Source organism: Pseudomonas sp. 1, assembly GCF_056626735.1.
This window is the reverse complement of record NZ_JBWXMQ010000004.1, coordinates 322554-340990: the sequence shown is the minus strand read 5'-3', so window position 1 is coordinate 340990 and position 18437 is coordinate 322554. Positions and strand designations below refer to the sequence as shown.

Sequence of the window (18437 nt, the reverse complement as noted above, 5' to 3'; positions counted from 1 at the left end):
GCGGCGTTTTTCATTGATGCATCAACAACTGTGTTCGAGTCCGGGTGAGCAACATGTGGTGGAGCAAGCAAAAGTCGCGGGTTACCGAGGGCCAACGGACGCTGGCGGCGCCCATGATCATGTCGCTGGAACCGCGCATGCTGTTCGACGGCGCCGTTGCGGCCACCGTGGCCGACACCGCCGCCCAGGCTGACAGCCATGCCACCGCCGATGCCGCGAAAGCGCCGGCCGCCGACCACCCGAGCGCCAGCAAGGACACCCACGGCCAGGCCGATGCCACGCCTGCTGCCAGCCCGGTTGCGGTGCCGGGGCAGAGCGTGGTGTTCGTCGATTCCCGGGTCAAGGATGCCGACAGCCTGCTCAAGGGCGTGGCGCCCGGCACGCAAGTGGTCAAGCTCGATGCGGGCAAGGACGGCTTGCAGCAGATCGCCGATTATCTCGATCAGCATCATGGCGTGAGCTCGGTGCAGATCATTGCCCACGGCAATGCCGGCGACCTGTGGCTGGGCAACAGTTATTTGTCGGCCGACAACGTCGCCCAGCGCAGCGCGATCCTGGCGGAGATCGGCAAGGACATGAACGTGGGCGGCGACATCCTGATCTACGGCTGCTACACCGCCGAGGGTGACCGTGGGCTGAGTTTCGTCGACTCGCTGGCGCAACTGACCGGGCGCGACGTGGCCGCCTCCAGCAACCGCACCGGCGTGGGCGGCGACTGGGACCTGGAGATCGCCACCGGCTCTATCGAAAGCGCCAACGTGCTGTCGACCCAGGCGATGAGCGAATACCAGTGGGGCCTCGCCACCTGGACCGCCACCAACAATGCCAACACCGGGGTCGGCTCGCTGCGCGCGGCCATCGCCTCGGCGCAGAACGGCGACATCGTGACCTTCAGCTCCGGCATGACGGTGCAGCTCACGTCCGAATTGCTGATCAACAAGAACATCACCGTCGATGGCGACCTGAACAACGACGGGGTTGCCGACGTCACGCTCGATGGCCAATACCGGACGCGGGTAGTGGAAATCACCTCCGGCAGCACGGTGACCCTGGATGGTCTGGTGATCACTCGGGGCCTGGTGTCCGGCAACGGCGGTAATGGTGGCAATAGCGCCACCGGCGCCATGGGCGGCGGGATCTTCAACGCCGGCATTCTCACGCTGAACAATGTTTCGGTTACCGGTAACGCAGCTGCGGGTGGTGGCGGTGGCGGGGGTGTCACCGGCGCCAACTACGGCGGCGGTGGCGGCGGTGGCGGTGGTCTTGGCGGCCAGGGTGGCGGCCATGGCGGTACGGCCGGTCCGGGCATCGGTACGCTGGGCGGCCAGGCCGGCAGCGGTGGCGTCGGTGGCTACGGCGGCGGCTATGACGCAACGCACATGGGCGGGCGCGGTGGTTCCACCACCGGTGGTGCCGGCGGTGTCGGCGTGTCGTATTACAGCAACGGCGGCAACGGCGGCACGGCCAGCAACGGCACGATATCCATCGGTGGCGGCGGTGGCGGCTCGGGCTGGGACAAGGTCGGCGGCGCGGGCGGTAACGCCGCCGGCGGCATTTACAACGCTTCTACCGGGACCCTGAAAATCGTCGGCACGTCGGTCATCAGCAATAACATCGGTGCGGGCGGCGGTGGCGGTGGTGGCAGTGGCCAGGGCAGCAACAACCAGAACGGCGGCGACGGCGGACGCGGGGTCGGTGCGATCTGGAACCAGGGCGGCACGGTACTGATTACCGCCTCCAACTTCAGTGCCATCAGCGGCAACGCGGCGGGCAGCGGCTCCGGTGGCCTGGAGCTGGGGGGCGGCGTCACGGGCTCGGTGCCGTTGGCTTTTGCGGCGATCTACAACAATGGCGGCACCCTCAACACCGCTTATGTGGAACCGCCGACCGCGACCATCGTGATGTCGGACACAGCGCTGAAAATCGGCGAAACCTCGCTGGTGACCATCACTTTCAGTCGGGCGGTCACCGGTTTCACCAACGCCGACTTGACCATTGCCAACGGCACACTGACAGCGGTCAGCAGCAGCGACGGCGGCCTGACCTGGACGGCGACCTTCACCCCGACCAACAACATCACCGACGCCACCAACCTGATCACCCTCGACAACACCGGAGTGACCGCAATCAGCGACGGCGTGGCGGGCGTCGGCACAACCAACTCCACCAACTATGCGATCGATACCGTACGGCCGACCGTGACCATCGCGATGTCCGATACGGCGTTGAAGATCGGCGATACCTCGACGGTGACTTTTACCTTCAGCGAAGCGGTGACCGGTTTCACCAACGCCGACCTGACCATCGCCAACGGTACGCTGAGCGCCGTGAGCAGCAGCGACGGCGGCATCACCTGGACGGCGACGTTCACGCCGAGCGCCAGTATCACCGACACCACCAACGTCATCACTCTGGATAACACCGGTATTGCCGATCTGGCCGGCAACGCCGGCAGCGGCACCACCGATTCGACCAACTACGTGATCGATACGGCGCGCCCGACCGCGACCATTGTCGTCGCCGACAGCAATCTGGCGGCGGGCGAAACCTCGCAGGTGACCATCACCTTCAGTGAAGCGGTCAGCGGTTTCACCACCGCCGACCTGACGGTGGCCAACGGTACGCTGACCGGCCTGAGCAGCAGTGATGGCGGCATCACCTGGACCGCCACGCTCACGCCGACCACCAACATCACCGACACCACCAACCTGATCACCCTGGACAACACCGGGGTCGTCGATCTGGCCGGCAACGCCGGTAGCGGCACTACCAACTCCAACAACTACGCCATCGACACTGCGCGCCCGACCGCAACCATCGTGGTGGCCGACAGCAGCCTGCGGATCGGCGAAACCTCGGTGGTGACCATCACTTTCAGCGAAGCGGTGACCGGTTTCACCAACGCCGACCTGACCATTGCCAACGGCACATTGACGGCGGTCAGCAGCAGCGATGGCGGCATCACCTGGACGGCGACGTTCACACCGACCGCCAGCATCACCGACGCGACCAACCTGATCACGCTGAACAATACCGGCATTGCAGACCTGAACGGCAACATCGGCAGCGGGACCACCGACTCCAACAACTACGCCATCGATACCTTGCGCCCGACCGCGACCATCGTGGTGGCCGACAACAACCTGCGGATCGGTGAAACCTCGCTGGTGACCATCACCTTCAGCGAAGCGGTCAGCGGTTTCACCAACGCCGACCTGACTGTCGCCAACGGCACGCTGAGTGCGGTCAGCAGCAGCGATGGCGGCATCACCTGGACGGCGACGTTCACGCCGAGCGCCAGTATCAACGACACCACCAACCTGATCACCCTGGACAACACCGGCGTTGCCGACCTGGCGGGCAACGCCGGCAGCGGCACCACCGATTCCAACAATTATGCGATTGATACGGTGCGGCCAACCGCGACCATCGTGGTCGCCGACAGCAACCTCACTGCCGGCGAAACCTCGCTGGTGACCATCACCTTCAGCGAAGCGGTCAGCGGTTTCACCAACGCCGACCTGACGATTGCCAACGGCACGCTGACGGCGGTGAGCAGCAGCGATGGCGGCATCACCTGGACGGCGACCTTCACGCCGAACCTGGGCGTCAACGACGCGACCAACGTCATCACGCTGGCCAATACCGGCATCGCCGATCTGGCCGGCAATGCCGGCAGTGGCACGACCAATTCCAACAACTACACCATCGACACCCTGGTGCCGACCGCGACCATCATCGTGTCCGACTCCAGTCTGAAGATCGGCGAAACGTCGCTGGTGACCATCACCTTCAGCGAAGCGGTGACCGGTTTCACCAATGCCGACCTGACGATCGCCAACGGCACGTTGAGTGCGGTCAGCAGCAGCGACGGCGGCATTACCTGGACCGCGACCTTCACGCCGACCAGCAACATCACCGACACCACCAATGTGATCACCCTGGACAACAGCGGTGTCCAGAACCTGTCCGGCAACGCCGGTGTCGGCACCACGAATTCCAACAACTACGCCATCGATACCCAGCGCCCGACCGCAACCATCGTGGTTGCCGATACCGCACTTGGCGTCGGCCAGACCTCGCTGGTGACCATCACCTTCAGCGAAGCGGTGACCGGTTTCACCAACGCCGACCTGACCATCGCCAACGGTACATTGAGTGCAGTCAGCAGCAGTGACGGCGGTATCACCTGGACGGCGACCTTCACGCCAGCGGCGGGGATCACCGACACCACCAACCTGATCACCCTGGACAACACCGGCATCACCGACCTGGCGGGCAACGCCGGCAGCGGCACGACCGACTCCAACAACTACGCGGTCGACAGTCAGCGCCCGACAGCCACGATTGTGATGAGCGACAGCGATTTGCGCCCCGGTGAAACAGCGCTGGTGACCTTCACCTTCAGCGAGGCCGTGACCGGTTTCGACAACGCCGATCTGAGTGTCGCCAACGGCACCCTGAGCAATGTTTCGTCGAGCGACGGCGGTATCACCTGGACGGCCACCTTCACGCCGAACATCGGTGTGACCGATCTCACCAACCTGATTGTCCTGAACAATACCGGCATCGCCGACCTGGCCGGCAACTCCGGCACCGGCACCACCAGTTCGGCCAACTATCAGGTGCAGACCCAGGTGCCGACCGCCACCATCGTCGTGGCCGACACTTCGCTCAAGGCCGGGGAAACCTCGCTGGTGACCATCACCTTCAACGAAGCGGTGAGCGGCTTCGACAACAGCGACCTGACCATCGCCAACGGCACATTGAGCAACGTCAGCAGCAGCGACGGCGGTATCACCTGGACCGCGACATTCACCCCGACGGCCAATGTCACTGACGCCACCAACCTGATCAGCCTGAACAATGCCGGCGTGACCAACGTCTCAGGCAACAGCGGTATCGGCAGCACGGACTCCAACAACTTTGCCATCGACACCGCGCTGCCAACCGCCACCATTGTGGTTGCCGACAACCGCCTCGGTATCGGTGAAACCACCACCGTCACCATCACCTTCAGCGAAGCGGTGATCGGGTTCGATCTGGGCGACATCAGTGTCGCCAACGGTTCGTTGTCGAACCTGGCCAGCAGCGACGGCGGCGTGACCTGGACCGCGACCTTCACGCCGACAGCCAACGTGAATGACCCGACCAACCTGATCCTGATCGACACCGGCGGCGTCCAGGACCTGGCCGGCAACCTCGGCGCGAGCATCGCCATTTCCAACAACTACATCCTCGACGCCACCCGGCCGACGGTGAGCATTGTGGTCGCCAACCCACATTTGGGCATCGGCCAGACCACCACGGTGACCTTCACCTTCAGCGAGGCAGTGAGCAATTTCGACCTGTCCGACCTGAGCGTGACCAACGGGGATCTGAGCAATCTGAGCAGCAGCGACGGCGGCAAGACCTGGACCGCGACCTTCACGCCGACTGCGAATGTCACCGACCCAAGCAACTTCATCGCGCTGGACACCAGCAATGTCACCGACCTTGCAGGCAACGCCGGCAGCACGGTGGCGGTATCGAACAACTACGCCCTCGACAGCGAACGGCCGACCGCCACGGTGGTGATCGCCAATCCAAACCTGGGCGTCGGCCAGACCTCGCAAGTGACCATCACCTTCAACGAAGCGGTGAGCGGTTTCGACCTGTCGGACCTCAGCGTGGCCAACGGCACCTTGTCCAACCTGAGCAGCAGCGACGGCGGCAAGACCTGGACCGCGACCCTGACGCCAAACGCCAACGTCAACAGCACCAATAACGCGATCAGCCTCAACACGGCGGGGGTCAGCGACCTTTCCGGCAACAGCGGCAGTGGCGTCAGCAGTTCCGGCAATTACGTGATCAACACGGTGCCTCCTGTGACACCCACTTCTCCGCTGATCGTGGTGACGCCGGATCCGGAGTTCCGCAGCAGCGATCCGGTCGTGCCGCCGCCACCGCCGAACGTTCCGCTGCAACCGATCGTTTTCACGCCGCCCACCGGCGACCTCGGTTCACCGCTGACTTTCGCGCCGTTGTTCGAGCAACGGGTGATCGGCAACGGCATCCGTCCGCTGGGGGATATCTTCATCAACCGCGGTGCGCTGAGCCCAAGCTTCATTGCTCAGGTCTTCACCAGCAGTGACAAAGGCGGTGACGGTTCCGGCCATGGCTTCCTCGGATTCGGCGGCGGCGATGGCGGGGTGTTCGGCAGCAGCACGCTGTCGAGCCTGTTCAATCAGGACAGCAGCGCCGAGCGCGATTCGCTGAACGCCTTCGGCAGCCAGTCGATCAAGGGCGGCGATCTTTCCCAGGGCCTGCGCGGCGTATTCGGCGCGCCGACCCTGGGCCAGCAACTGCAACAGATCAAGGACAGCGAGCAGCACCGGGTCGACAACCTGGCAGCGGCGCTGCAACAGGTCGGCATCAGCGAAATGCCGGCCTGACAACACACAACAATTCACATATGTGCGGGACCTAGGGGCGATCCAGGGATGAAGAAAAGTCAGAAGTTGTTCGGCGCCAGCCTGCTGGCGCTGGCGATCAGCGGATGTGCAGTAACCAGTGAACCGATCGAACGCAGTGTCAGTGAACAACGGGCCCGGGCCGACCTGCAAAGCATGTACAAGGGCCAGGAACCGCTGAGCGGTCCGCTGACCCTGCACCAGGCCATGGCTCGTGCGGTGAAGTACAACCTCGAAGGCCGCTTGAAAATCATGGAGGAAGCGCTGGCCAAGCGGCAGCTCGACCTCGCCAGTTTCGACATGCTGCCGCGCATGGCGCTGGACGCCGGTTACGTCGGGCGCAACAACGTCAGCGCCTCCAGCAGCCAGAGTGTGCGTACCGGCACCCAGTCCCTGGAACCGTCGACCTCTCAGGACCGCGACCGCGAAGTCGCCGACCTGACCATGGTCTGGAACGTCCTCGATTTCGGCGTCAGTTATATCAGCGCCAAGCAGCAAGGCGACCAGCGGCTGATTGTTCAGGAGCGCCGGCGCAAGGTGATCAACACCATCGTCCAGGACGTGCGCTCGGCCTATTGGCGGGCGATGGCCGCCGAACGTCTGCTCAAACAGATCGACAGCCTGATGGCGCGGGTCGACACCGCCCGCCGCAACAGCGAAAGCATGAGCGAGCAACGCATCGGCGATCCGGTGCAGTCGCTCGGCTACCAGCGTTCGCTGATCGAGGCGACCCGACAACTGGAAGAACAACGCCGCGCGCTGTCGCTGGCGAAAACCGAACTGGCGACCCTGATCAACCTGCCGCTGGGCACCAACCTGACTTTGGCCACCGATGACGGTTATCAGATCCCGGAACTCAAGGTCGACCTGACCAAACTCGAGCAGGAAGCCCTGACCAGTCGTCCGGAACTGCGCGAGCAGGATTACCAGACCCGGATCAGCGCCGCCGAAACCCGCAAGGCCATGCTGCGACTGCTGCCGGGCCTGGAGTTTTCCGCCGGCGGGCATTACGACAGCAACTCGTTCCTGGTCGAACAGGGCTGGGCCGACTACGGCGTGAAGGTCACCTGGAACCTGTTCAACGTGATCTCCGCCCCGGCGGCCATCGACGTGGCCAAGGCCGGTGAAGAAGTCGCCACCGCACGGCGTCAGGCGATGTCGATTGCAGTGCTGGCGCAGCTCTACGTGGCCAACGCCAACTATCAGGAGGCGCTGCGCCAGTTCAAGACCAACCAGCAACTGTCGGACATCGACGGGCAAATCGTCGGTCAGTTGCGTAACCGTCGTCAGGCCGACGGCATTGGTGAGCTGGACCTGATTCAGGGCGAGCTCAATACCTTGCAGGCCGATTTGCGTCGTGACCTGTCCTACGCCGATCTGCGCAATGCCTACGGCCAGATTTTCGCCAGCGCTGGTCTCGACCCGCTGCCGGATCAGGTGCAATCGACCGAAGTCCAGTCGATCGCCACGGCGCTGGCCAACCGCGAAGCGGCGTGGGCCTCGGGGGATATTTCGCTGCCGGTGGCCCATGCCTCCGCGCAGTGACGTGCTGGCGCCGACCGCCAGCATCAGCCGTACCCAACGCGAGGCCCGCAACGGCCATCGCGGCACGGCGATGCTGCTGACCGGCTTGCCGGCGGCGGGCAAATCGACCCTTGCCCAGGCGTTACACGCCGAGTTGTTCAGTCGTGGTCTGCAAAGCGTGGTGCTCGATGGCGACGGCTTGCGCGTCGGGCTCAACCGCGACCTGGGTTTTACCGATGCCGATCGCCTGGAAAACATTCGCCGCGCCAGTGAGCTGGCGGCGTTGCTGGTGGAGAACGGGCAGATCGTGATTCTGGCGATGATCGCCCCGCTGGCGGAACTGCGCGAAGTGTTTGCCCGCCGTTTGGGTGAGGACTATCGCGAGGTCTGGTGCAGCGCTGCGCTGTCGGTGTGCGAGCAGCGCGATCCGAAAGGGCATTACGCCCGGGCCCGACGCGGCGAGCTGGCCGGGTTCACGGGTGTGTCGGCGCCTTACGAGGCGCCGGCCCAGGCTTCGCTGGTGCTCGACACCGGCACGCTGACGGTCGACGCCTGTCTGGACCGGTTGCTGACCTGGCTCGGCGAAACAGCGGTGTTGCCCAAGGTATGAGCCGACCGGCGTTCTCGCGGTTGCCGGTGACGGTGGACCTGCCGTTGCTGTTGCAGGCACTGGCGGCGATTGACGACGCTGCCTGGCGCGGCCATTTCAACACCGCTTATTTCGCCGGCGACTGGAGCGGCGTGGCGCTGATTTCCGCCGCCGATGCGCTGACCGAACTGTCCCCCGGCAGTGCCGAGCCCGTACAACGCGCCCCCTGGCTGAATGATGGTCGCTGGCAACTGGCCCTGCGGGATCTGCCGCTGGAGATCGTCAGCGCGCGGCTTTTACGACTGGGGCCGGGCGGGCAGATCCATGAGCATCGCGACTACGATCTTGAGGGTGCGGACGCCGATTTGCGCCTGCACATTCCGCTGCTCAGCCCGCCCGCCGTGGATTTCTGGCTCGACGGTCAGCGGATGCCGATGACGGCGGGGGAATGCTGGTTTCTCGATCTCGCCCGACCGCATCGGGTCGACAATCGCGACTGCACGGCACGGGTTCATCTGGTGCTCGATTGCCACCCCGCGCCATGGCTTGCGCAGATGATCGTTGACGGGTTGCCGAGTACTCCGCTGCCTGATGGCGTGGAGACGGCGTTGCAGCGTTTTCAACGGTTGCTGGTCACGGATCCGATGTTGTCCGCGACGTTGCAGGCAGTGCACGACCCCGAAGCCTTTACTGTCCGGACGCTGGCGTTGGCCGCTGAACGCGGCCTGCACTTTTCCCGTGAAGAACTGCTGGCCGCGATGCGTAACGGTCGTCGGTCATGGAACGAGCAATGGCGCCTGTGAATTTCGACGGCTGGTTGCCGATTCGCGTCTGGAAAACCGCCGGGCAATGGCAGGTCGACTGGTGCTGGTTCGGCGACACCCCGCTGCATCAGCCGTTCTTTCGTGAAGCTGTCGAAGACGCGTTGCGTCTGCCGTTCAATCAGGCGTTCCGCCGGCAAACACCCTTGTCGGCGCTTATGGACTGGCAAGCGCTCAGTCCGGGTCTGCCGCCGAGCGCCTTGATCCTGCACGCCTCGCGGTGCGGTTCGACGCTGATCAGTCAGATGCTTGCCCGGCTCGACGATCACATCGTGGTCTCGGAGCCGCCGCCCCTTGATGCCTTGCTGCGCAGTGATCTGCCGGACGAAGAACGCCGCGCGGCCATCGCCGGATTGCTCTCGGCGTACGGTCAGCGGCGGGGCGGCCAGGAGCAGCGGCTGGTGATCAAACTCGACGCCTGGAACATCGGCGAATGGCCTCTTCTGCGCGAGTGTTTTCCCGATACGCCGTGGCTGTTTGTCTATCGTGATCCGCTGGAAATCGCCGTGTCGCACCTGCGCCGTCCCGGCCTGCACATGGTGCCGGGAGCGCTCGGCGATTGTGTGCTGGACGATGATTTGCCGTTCGAGGGGCACGAGGATTTCATCGCCCGGCGGCTTGGGCGCTTGCTGGAGGCCGGTTGGGTGCATTGCCGTGAGTCTGCCGGGCTGGTGCTGAATTACAGCGAATTGCCCGAGGCGATGAGCGGACGGCTGGCGAGGTTTTTCGGGCTGAGTGCCGCGCAGTGTGAACAGGCGCTGGCGGCGACGGCGCAGCACGCGAAGCAGCCGTCACAACCCTTTGTCGTCGATGGCCAACACAAGCGCCGTGAAGCATCGGCGTTGTTGCAGGCGCGGGTCGAACATTGCGCCCGTGCGCCCTATGCCGCGCTGGAACGCTTGCGCGCGCTCACGATTTCGCCGACAGATCCGCCATCCCCTTGAGCAGTTCGATCGGCAACGGAAAGACGATGGTCGAGCTCTTGTCGCCGGCAATCGAACTCAAGGTCTGCATGTAGCGCAACTGCATGGCGCCGGGCTGGCGGCCGAGCATTTCGGCGGCCTGCATGAGTTTTTCCGAGGCCTGCAATTCGCCTTCGGCGTGGATCACCTTGGCGCGCCGTTCCCGCTCGGCTTCGGCCTGCCTGGCGATGGCGCGCACCATCGACTCGTTGAGGTCGACGTGCTTGATCTCGACGTTGGCGACCTTGATCCCCCAGGTGTCGGTCTGGGCGTCGAGCACTTGCTGGATGTCGATGTTCAGGCGTTCGCGCTCGGCCAGCAGTTCATCCAGTTCATGTTTGCCGAGCACCGCGCGCAGAGTGGTCTGGGCCAGTTGGCTGGTGGCCATGAGGAAATCCTCGACCTGGATGATCGCTTTCTGCGGATCGAGCACGCGGAAGTACAGCACCGCGTTGACCTTCACCGACACGTTGTCGCGGGTAATCACGTCCTGCGGCGGCACATCGAGGACGATGGTGCGCAGATCGACCCGGACCATTTGCTGCACCACCGGAATCAGCAGGATCAGCCCCGGCCCCTTGACCTGCCAGAAGCGTCCGAGCTGGAACACCACGCCGCGTTCGTATTCGCGCAGGATGCGGAACGTCGAGCCGGCCAGGGCGATCAGCAACAGCAGCAGCGCGACAAAACCGATTTGCAGACCCATGATCACTCTCCGAGCGGTGCCGCGTCAGTCGCGGCCACTTGCAGCAACAGGCCCTTGCGCCCGACCACGCGCACCGCTTGCCCGGTGTGCAGCGGCGTGGCGCTCAGCACCTGCCAGCGTTCTCCCTGTAATTGCACCCAGCCATTGCGGCTGTCTTGCGGTTGCACCACCGTCACCGCCGTGACACTGCCGAGCAGGCCGGCATCGCCGCTGACCGGATGACGCGGTCGGGTTTTCAGGGCGCGGACCAGCAGCGCGATCAGCAGCAGGGCGCTGACCAGACCGAGGCCGATCATCATCGGCACCGGCAGTTCGGCGTTGCTCAGGATCAATGCACCGATCACAAACATCACGATGCCACCCAGACCGATCACCCCGTAGTTGGGCAGCACGGCTTCGGCGATCAGAAACGCGATGCCCAGGGTGATCAGCCACAGACCGACCGGGCTGGCGGCGGTTAACGGGTTATCTGCCGCAACCACCGATCCACTCAGCAGCAACAGGGCAAGCGCACAGCAACGGATGTTCACGTGACCCTCCGTGAGAGTCAGGGTTTGTACTTACAGTCTAGTTGACGCTGCGGGTGGATGATTTTTAACCAGTTTGCCTGCCTCGCCAGTGGGCGGATTTCCCGGTGTTTGCAGTTCACCGGACTAGACTTTCAAGGACAGCCACAGCGTTTCATTACCGTCCGTCGCGCAGCGTCGGTGGGCACCGAGGTGCATCATGCGTATGGCCAAGAAAGTGCAGAGCAGCCTCAACCGGGCGCAATGCGAATATGACATCGTCACCCACCCGCACTCGTCCAGCAGCCTGGAAACGGCGCGGGTCTCCGGGATTGCCGCAGAACGGGTGGCCAAATCGGTGATCCTGGACGACCGTCACGGGCACTACCTGATGGCGGTGCTGCCCGCCAGCCGCCACCTGGACTTGAGCAAAGTGCGCAGCAGCGGCGAATGGCAAATCACCCGCGAAAGCAATCTGGCGCACATCTTCGACGACTGTGAGCGCGGTGCCGTACCGCCACTGGGCGACTCCTATGGCCTGGACATGGTCATCGACCCGCTGCTGACCCGGCAAAAAGACATCTACCTGGAAGCCGGAAACCACAACAACCTGCTGCACATGAGCATGCCCGAATTCCTGAAAATGGTGCCGCATGCGCAGGTGCGGGAACTGAGTCAGTAGCTTTTTTAGCGTCGGTGCCGACGCCAATCGCGAGCAAGCTCGCTCCCACAGGTTCTGCGCTAAACCTGAGGGAGCGAGCTTGCTCGCGAATCTATTACATCCACCTGGTCTTCGAAGGAGCAGAACAATGGAAAACCCGACGCACAGCCTCCCATCCCTGTTCAAACAGCTCGGCCTGGACAACGACCCGGTCAGCATCGACCAGTTCATCGCCACCCATTCCCCGCTCAAACCCGAACTGCACCTGTGCGACGCGTTTTTCTGGACCAAGAGCCAGGCGGATTTCCTGCGGGACGAGATTCTCGATGATGCGGATTGGGCGGAGGTGGTGGATCAGTTGGATGTGATGTTGAGGAAGGGGCGGGGGTAATTATCAGCTTACCGTTCGTAAGCTCAATCAACTCGTCCGGTTGCCAGTAATGCTTCCTTAGACCAGAATTACGACCTCAATTGAGGTCTTTTATTATGCAAAGTGTTCTGGCCGATATGGCTGTCAGTGTTTCTGAATTGAAGAAAAACCCCTCCGCAGTGCTTAACGGCGCGCACGGAGGAGCAGTTGCTGTCCTGAATCACAACCGGGTCATGGGCTACATGGTGCCGGCTGACGTTTACGAAGCCATGATGGAGCGGCTCGATGATCTCGAGTTGGCAGAAATCGTTCGTTCTCGCAGTCACGAGACTCCCATACCGGTAAGCCTGGATGACCTATAAGCTCGAATTTCTGCCTTCCGCTCACAAAGAGTGGAACAAACTGGGTCATACGCTGCGTGATCAATTTAAAAAGAAGCTGGCTGAGCGTCTTGAGCGTCCCCGTATTCCAGCTGACTCCCTCCACGGCATGCCTGATTGTTACAAGATCAAACTCAAAGCGTCCGGTTATCGACTGGTTTACCAAGTGATCGAAGAGCGGGTGGTCGTTTCGGTAGTCGCCGTGGGTAAGCGCGAGCGAAGCGACGTCTACGAAAACGCGAAAAGGCGCTGAGCTGAAGCACGTAACCCAATTTGTTTCAAAACTTGACTGAATTTCCCCACCAATGCGATATTGATAGTTAGCAAACTAACAGTGTGTGCATTCCCTCGTGCCGAATAACCTCGACGCTCTTCAGATGAACATCAGCAGTGCCATGGTGGTGGCCGCCAGGCATTGGCGGAAGATCTGCCAGACCACGCTGGTCAACTATGGAATTTCCGAAGCCTGCGCCGTCCCGTTGTTGATGATCGGGCGCTTGGGCGAGGGTGTGCGCCAGGTGCAGGTGGCGCAGGCGGCGGGGATGGAGTCGCCGTCGCTGGTGCGCCTGCTCGATCAGTTGTGTCACGCCGGTTTTGTCTGCCGCACCGAAGATGCCCATGACCGTCGCGCCAAATGCCTGAGCCTGACCGACGCCGGCCGTGAGCTGGTGCAAGCGGTGGAGGCGCAACTGGTGCGGCTGCGTCATGAAGTGCTCGAAGGCATCGACCAGCGCGATCTGGAAGCTACGCTTCGGGTACTGAGAGCTTTTGAGGCGGCCACTCCGCCAACGGTGATCAATCCGTGAACGGGTTCTTTTCCGGCATGCCCCCCGCGCGGGACTGGTTCTACGGGATCCGCACGTTCGCGGCCTCGATGACCGCGCTGTACATCGCCTTGCTCATGCAGATGCCGCGTCCCTATTGGGCGATGGCCACGGTGTACATCGTTTCCAGCCCGTTCCTCGGCCCGACCAGTTCCAAGGCGCTGTATCGCGCAATCGGTACGTTTCTCGGTGCGGCGGCAGCAGTGCTGTTCGTGCCGATGTTCGTCCAGAGCCCGTATGTGCTGGTGGTGGTCATTGCCTTGTGGACGGGGATTTTGTTGTTCCTGTCCCTGCACCTGCGCACCGCCAACAACTACGCGCTGATGCTCGCCGGCTACACCTTGCCGCTGATCGCCCTGCCGGTGGTCGACAACCCGCTGGCGGTGTGGGACGTGGCCGAGTCGCGGACTGAAGAAATCTTTCTCGGCATCGCCGTGGCGGCGGTGGTCGGCGCGATGTTCTGGCCACGGCGCCTGGCACCGGTGTTCAACGATGCCGTGGGCAAATGGTTCGCCGACGCCACAACCTACAGCCTCAAATTCCTCAGCCGCGACGTGCAGCCCGAAGAAGTTTCCGCCCTGCGCATGGCCATGGTCGGCAGTTTCAACAGCCTGGAATTGATGATCGGCCAGTTGCCGCACGAAGGTGCGCGGCCGCAAACCGTACGCAACACCAAGGAGTTGCGCGGGCGGATGATCCACCTGCTGCCGGTGATCGATGCCCTCGAAGATTCGCTGTACGCCCTCGAACGGCGCACGCCGGAACTGGTGCAGAAATTCGCGCCGCTGCTCACCGCGACCCGCGAATGGCTCGGCCACAAAGACGCCAATCTGGAGCGCTGGCAAGCCCTGCGAAATCAGCTCGAAGCGCTGCAGCCGAGTGCCGAAGCCTTGGAGGATCGCAAGCAGTTGCTGTTTTCCAACGCGTTGTATCGCCTCGGCGAATTCATCGATCTGTGGCAGGACTGCCGCAGCCTGCAGGACGCGATCCTGTGTGAGCGCCAGGACAGTTGGCGCGCAGTTTATCGTCACTGGCGCCTTGGTCGCCTGACGCCTTTTCTCGACCGTGGGCTGATGCTGTATTCGGTGGCCTCGACCATTCTGGCGATCATCGTTGCCTCGGTGTTGTGGATCCTGCTGGGCTGGACCGACGGCGGCAGCGCGGTGATTCTGGCGGCGGTGTCGTGCAGCTTCTTCGCCTCGATGGATGACCCGGCGCCGCAGATTTACCGATTCTTTTTCTGGACCGGAATGTCGGTGCTGTTTGCCAGCCTGTACCTGTTTCTGGTGTTGCCGAACCTGCATGACTTTCCGATGCTGGTGCTGGCGTTCGCGGTGCCGTTCATCTGTGTCGGTACCCTGACGGTGCAGCCGCGTTTCTACCTCGGCATGCTGCTGACGCTGGTCAACACCTCGTCGTTCATCAGCATTTCCGGTGCGTACGACGCGGACTTCTTTGCCTTCGTCAACTCCAACCTCGCGGGCCCGATGGGGCTGCTGTTCGCGTTCATCTGGACGCTGATCGCCCGGCCGTTCGGCGCCGAACTGGCGGCCAAGCGCCTGACCCGTTTCAGCTGGAAAGACATCGTCAGCATGACCGAGCCGGCCAACCTCGCCGAACACCGGCAACTGGGCGTGCAGTTGCTCGACCGCCTGATGCAGCACCTGCCGCGTCTGGCGCTGACCGGCCAGGACACCGGCATCGCCATGCGCGAAGTGCGCGTCGGGCTGAACCTGCTCGACCTGCTTGCCTATACGCCGCGAGTGACGGGCGCGCCGAACGCGTTGCTCAAGCAAGTGGTGGCCGAGGTTGGCGAGTATTTCCGGGCCTGTCTCAAGGCCGGCGAACGCCTGCCGGCGCCGAGTGCCTTATTGATGACCATGGATCGCACCCGCCGCGCGCTCCACGGTCAAGGTGATGAAGAAACCCGACTGAACCTGTTGCACGCCTTGAGCGGTTTGCGCCTGGCGCTGTTGCCCGGCGTGGAATTCGTCTCCAACGCAGAGCCCGAAGAACCGCTGCCCGAAGGAGCGCCCCTATGATCGGTGATCTGGACATCAGCGGCATTTTCCTGCCGACCCTGCTGGTGTTGATGGGTATCACTTATGTGCTGTTTGTTTTGGTACACGGCGTGCTCACACGCCTGCATTTCTACCGTCTGGTCTGGCACCGGGCATTGTTCAACGTGGCTCTCTACGCCGTGATGCTGTACGGCGTGGATTCACTCAGTCGATACCTGATGACATGAAAAAACCGTTTCTGACCCTCGGTCGCGTCGTCCTGACGCTGCTGATCGTGACTTTCGCCGTCGTCGTGGTCTGGCGCATGGTGATGTATTACATGTTTGCGCCCTGGACCCGCGACGGCCACATTCGCGCCGACATCGTGCAGATCGCCCCGGACGTGTCCGGGCTGATCCAGCAGGTCGAAGTGAAGGACAACCAGTTGGTGAAACGCGGCCAGGTGCTGTTCAGCATCGACCAGGACCGTTTCAAACTGGCGTTGCGCCAGGCCAAGGCAGCGGTCGCTGATCGCGAAGAAACCCTGGCTCAGGCACAACGGGAAGCCAAACGTAACCGCGGTCTGGGCAATCTGGTGCCGGCCGAACAGCTGGAAGAAAGCCAGTCGAAAGTGGCCCGCGCGCAATCGGCCCTGGCCGAAGCGCTGGTGGCGGTGGACAGCGCTCAGCTCAATCTCGACCGCTCGGTGATCCGCAGTCCGGTGGACGGCTACGTCAACGACCGTGCGCCGCGCTCGCAGGAGTTCGTCACCGCCGGGCGTCCGGTGTTGTCGGTGGTCGACAGCAATTCGTTCCACATCGACGGCTATTTCGAAGAAACCAAACTCGACGGCATCCACATCGGCCAGTCGGTGGATATCCGCGTGATCGGTGACCGCGCCCGCTTGCGCGGGCATGTCGAAAGCATCGTTGCCGGTATCGAAGACCGCGACCGTTCGAGCGGCAGCAACTTGCTGCCCAACGTCAATCCGGCGTTCAGCTGGGTGCGACTGGCGCAACGGATACCGGTGCGCATTGCTTTCGACGACGTGCCGAATGACTTCCGCATGATCGCCGGACGTACTGCCACCGTGTCGATCATCGACGATCAACCGCAGGAGCCCGCGAAATGAGCAGGGCTCTGATGATCGCCGGTTTGGGCATGATGCTGTCGGCCTGCTCGATGGTCGGGCCGGACTATCACGTGCCCGAAGACGCGGCGATCCAGCGCAAGGATTTCCAGGGCGATCTGGCGGTGGCCGGCAAACCGGTGGTGTCGGCCCCGGTGCCGGCGGACTGGTGGCGCCTGTATCAGGATCCGCGCCTGGATCAACTGGTGCAGCAGGCCATGGCGTCCAACACCGATCTGCGGGTGGCGGCGGCGAATCTGTCGCGGGCCCGTGCGCAGGTCGATGAAGCCGAGGCGGCCGGTGGCTGGAGCGGCGGCGTGAAGATGGGCGCGCAACGCTTGCAGGAATCCGGCGAGGCGTTCCTGCTGCCGGAGAAAGTGCCGGTGGCCAACATTGGCGATATCGGTATCAGCGCGTCCTACCAGTTCGACCTGTGGGGCACGTTGCAACGCGGGATCGAAGCGGCAAAGGCCAACGCCGACGCGACCCAGGCCGCTGCCGACACCGCACGCATCACCCTGGTCGCCGACGTGGTGCGGGCCTACACCCAGGTCTGCGCGGCGAACGAAGAACGGGAAATCGCCCAGCATTCCCTCGACCTGCAATCCCAGAGCACCACCCTGATTCAACGTCTGCGCGACGCCGGACGCGGTGACGAGACCCAGGTCACCCGCTCGCAGACCCAATTCAAATCCTTGCGCGCCGACATGCCGCGTTATGAGGCGGCGCGTCAGGCCGGATTGTTCCGTCTGTCGATGCTGCTGGCCAAACCTGTCGATCAACTACCGGCCGGCACCGCAACCTGCGCCGAACTGCCGAAAATCGCTCAACTGGTGCCCGTCGGCGATGGCGCGGCGCTGCTCAAGCGCCGGCCGGACATCCGTCAGGCCGAGCGACGTCTGGCGGCCGCGACGGCCGGGATCGGTATCGCCACCGGCGAGTTGTACCCGGACATCAGTTTCGGCGCGACGATCGGCACCGTCGGCATTCTGGACAACCTTGGCAAACCCTCCACCAACCGCTGGGGCTTCGGCCCGTCGTTGAGCTGGAAGGTGCCGACCAACGGCGCCCGGGCCCGGATCCGCGAAGCCGAAGCCACGACCCAGGGCGCGCTGGCACATTTCGACGGCGTGGTGCTCAACGCCATCCGCGAAACCCAGACCGGTCTGGCCCAGTACACCGCGCTGCTGCAACGCCGTGATGCGCTGGCCGATGCCGAGCAGTCGGCGAAACTGGCGGCCGACCAGACGCACCGCTTCTTCCAGGCGGGCCGCGAGTCGTTCCTCGCCGACCTGCAAGCCACCCGCACCTACACCGACGTCACTGCGCAACTGGCCGCCGCCAACACTCAGGTTGCCATGAGCCAGATCGATTTGTTCCTCGCCCTGGGCGGCGGTTGGGAAAGCGGACGAACGCAAGCCTCGAGCGCCAGCAAACCCTGAGGCCGTTGCTATGCTTTGAAGTATTGAAAGGGCGCCCCGAACCAGGCGCCTTTTCAGTGCACATCGCTAGC

The 18437-nt window shown here is 63.3% G+C and carries 16 protein-coding genes; 14 read left to right on the top strand and 2 right to left on the bottom strand.

What is annotated here, in order from left to right:
- Positions 1-53: 53 nt before the first annotated feature.
- The 5 genes from AC1MDC_RS08920 to AC1MDC_RS08900 are packed head-to-tail and all read left to right on the top strand — an operon-like array spanning position 54 to position 10330.
- Positions 54-6434 carry an Ig-like domain-containing protein gene (locus AC1MDC_RS08920; protein ID WP_480392859.1) on the top strand — a complete coding sequence of 2127 codons (6381 nt, stop codon included), beginning with the start codon at positions 54-56 and terminating at the stop codon, positions 6432-6434.
- 48 nt (positions 6435-6482) lie between these two features.
- On the top strand, positions 6483-7997 hold the full coding sequence (locus AC1MDC_RS08915) for a TolC family protein (protein ID WP_085697938.1): 1515 nt from the start codon (positions 6483-6485) through the stop codon (positions 7995-7997).
- A complete protein-coding gene (gene cysC, locus AC1MDC_RS08910; protein ID WP_480392858.1) occupies positions 7981-8586 on the top strand; it encodes an adenylyl-sulfate kinase in 606 nt (201 codons plus the stop codon). The genes AC1MDC_RS08915 and cysC overlap by 17 nt, the downstream gene beginning before the upstream one ends.
- The gene (locus tag AC1MDC_RS08905; protein WP_480392857.1) at positions 8583-9368 is read left to right on the top strand and encodes an aspartyl/asparaginyl beta-hydroxylase domain-containing protein; all 786 of its coding nucleotides are present in this window, start codon (positions 8583-8585) and stop codon (positions 9366-9368) included. Before cysC ends, AC1MDC_RS08905 begins: the two co-directional genes overlap by 4 nt.
- A complete protein-coding gene (locus AC1MDC_RS08900; protein WP_480392856.1) occupies positions 9356-10330 on the top strand; it encodes a sulfotransferase family protein in 975 nt (324 codons plus the stop codon). The genes AC1MDC_RS08905 and AC1MDC_RS08900 overlap by 13 nt, the downstream gene beginning before the upstream one ends.
- Here AC1MDC_RS08900 and AC1MDC_RS08895 read toward each other — a convergent pair.
- Together AC1MDC_RS08895 and AC1MDC_RS08890 are read right to left on the bottom strand one after the other, a co-directional pair.
- Entirely contained in the window at positions 10296-11054 is a 759-nt protein-coding gene (locus AC1MDC_RS08895; RefSeq protein ID WP_085684328.1) for a slipin family protein, read from the bottom strand. The two genes, AC1MDC_RS08900 and AC1MDC_RS08895, sit on opposite strands and share 35 nt — an antisense overlap.
- A gap of 2 nt (positions 11055-11056) precedes the next feature.
- Positions 11057-11584 (bottom strand): NfeD family protein, encoded by a 528-nt coding sequence (locus AC1MDC_RS08890; RefSeq protein WP_480392855.1) that lies wholly within the window; start codon positions 11582-11584, stop codon positions 11057-11059.
- A 196-nt stretch (positions 11585-11780) separates the two neighbouring features.
- On the opposite strand from AC1MDC_RS08890, the gene AC1MDC_RS08885 reads away from it, so the two are divergent.
- The 9 genes from AC1MDC_RS08885 to AC1MDC_RS08845 all read left to right on the top strand — a co-directional run bounded on the left by AC1MDC_RS08885 (position 11781) and on the right by AC1MDC_RS08845 (position 18366).
- Positions 11781-12242: an aminoacyl-tRNA deacylase gene (locus tag AC1MDC_RS08885; RefSeq protein ID WP_007957669.1), complete on the top strand. Its 462-nt coding sequence runs from the start codon at positions 11781-11783 to the stop codon at positions 12240-12242.
- A 127-nt stretch (positions 12243-12369) separates the two neighbouring features.
- On the top strand, positions 12370-12612 hold the full coding sequence (locus AC1MDC_RS08880) for a DUF2789 domain-containing protein (RefSeq protein WP_085608554.1): 243 nt from the start codon (positions 12370-12372) through the stop codon (positions 12610-12612).
- A gap of 95 nt (positions 12613-12707) precedes the next feature.
- A complete protein-coding gene (locus tag AC1MDC_RS08875) occupies positions 12708-12953 on the top strand; it encodes a type II toxin-antitoxin system Phd/YefM family antitoxin (RefSeq protein WP_039773014.1) in 246 nt (81 codons plus the stop codon).
- Positions 12943-13224, top strand: a complete 282-nt coding sequence (locus AC1MDC_RS08870) for a type II toxin-antitoxin system RelE family toxin (RefSeq protein ID WP_039773012.1) — start codon at positions 12943-12945, stop codon at positions 13222-13224. Before AC1MDC_RS08875 ends, AC1MDC_RS08870 begins: the two co-directional genes overlap by 11 nt.
- Before the next feature lie 124 nt (positions 13225-13348).
- Positions 13349-13777: a MarR family winged helix-turn-helix transcriptional regulator gene (locus AC1MDC_RS08865; protein ID WP_085697945.1), complete on the top strand. Its 429-nt coding sequence runs from the start codon at positions 13349-13351 to the stop codon at positions 13775-13777.
- Complete coding sequence (locus AC1MDC_RS08860; RefSeq protein WP_480392854.1) at positions 13774-15837, top strand: FUSC family protein; 2064 nt, start codon at positions 13774-13776, stop codon at positions 15835-15837. The genes AC1MDC_RS08865 and AC1MDC_RS08860 overlap by 4 nt, the downstream gene beginning before the upstream one ends.
- Positions 15834-16043 carry a DUF1656 domain-containing protein gene (locus AC1MDC_RS08855; RefSeq protein ID WP_007957657.1) on the top strand — a complete coding sequence of 70 codons (210 nt, stop codon included), beginning with the start codon at positions 15834-15836 and terminating at the stop codon, positions 16041-16043. The genes AC1MDC_RS08860 and AC1MDC_RS08855 overlap by 4 nt, the downstream gene beginning before the upstream one ends.
- Positions 16040-16927 (top strand): efflux RND transporter periplasmic adaptor subunit, encoded by an 888-nt coding sequence (locus AC1MDC_RS08850; RefSeq protein ID WP_085697947.1) that lies wholly within the window; start codon positions 16040-16042, stop codon positions 16925-16927. The genes AC1MDC_RS08855 and AC1MDC_RS08850 overlap by 4 nt, the downstream gene beginning before the upstream one ends.
- Positions 16924-18366, top strand: a complete 1443-nt coding sequence (locus AC1MDC_RS08845; RefSeq protein WP_085697948.1) for an efflux transporter outer membrane subunit — start codon at positions 16924-16926, stop codon at positions 18364-18366. Before AC1MDC_RS08850 ends, AC1MDC_RS08845 begins: the two co-directional genes overlap by 4 nt.
- Positions 18367-18437 lie beyond the last annotated feature (71 nt).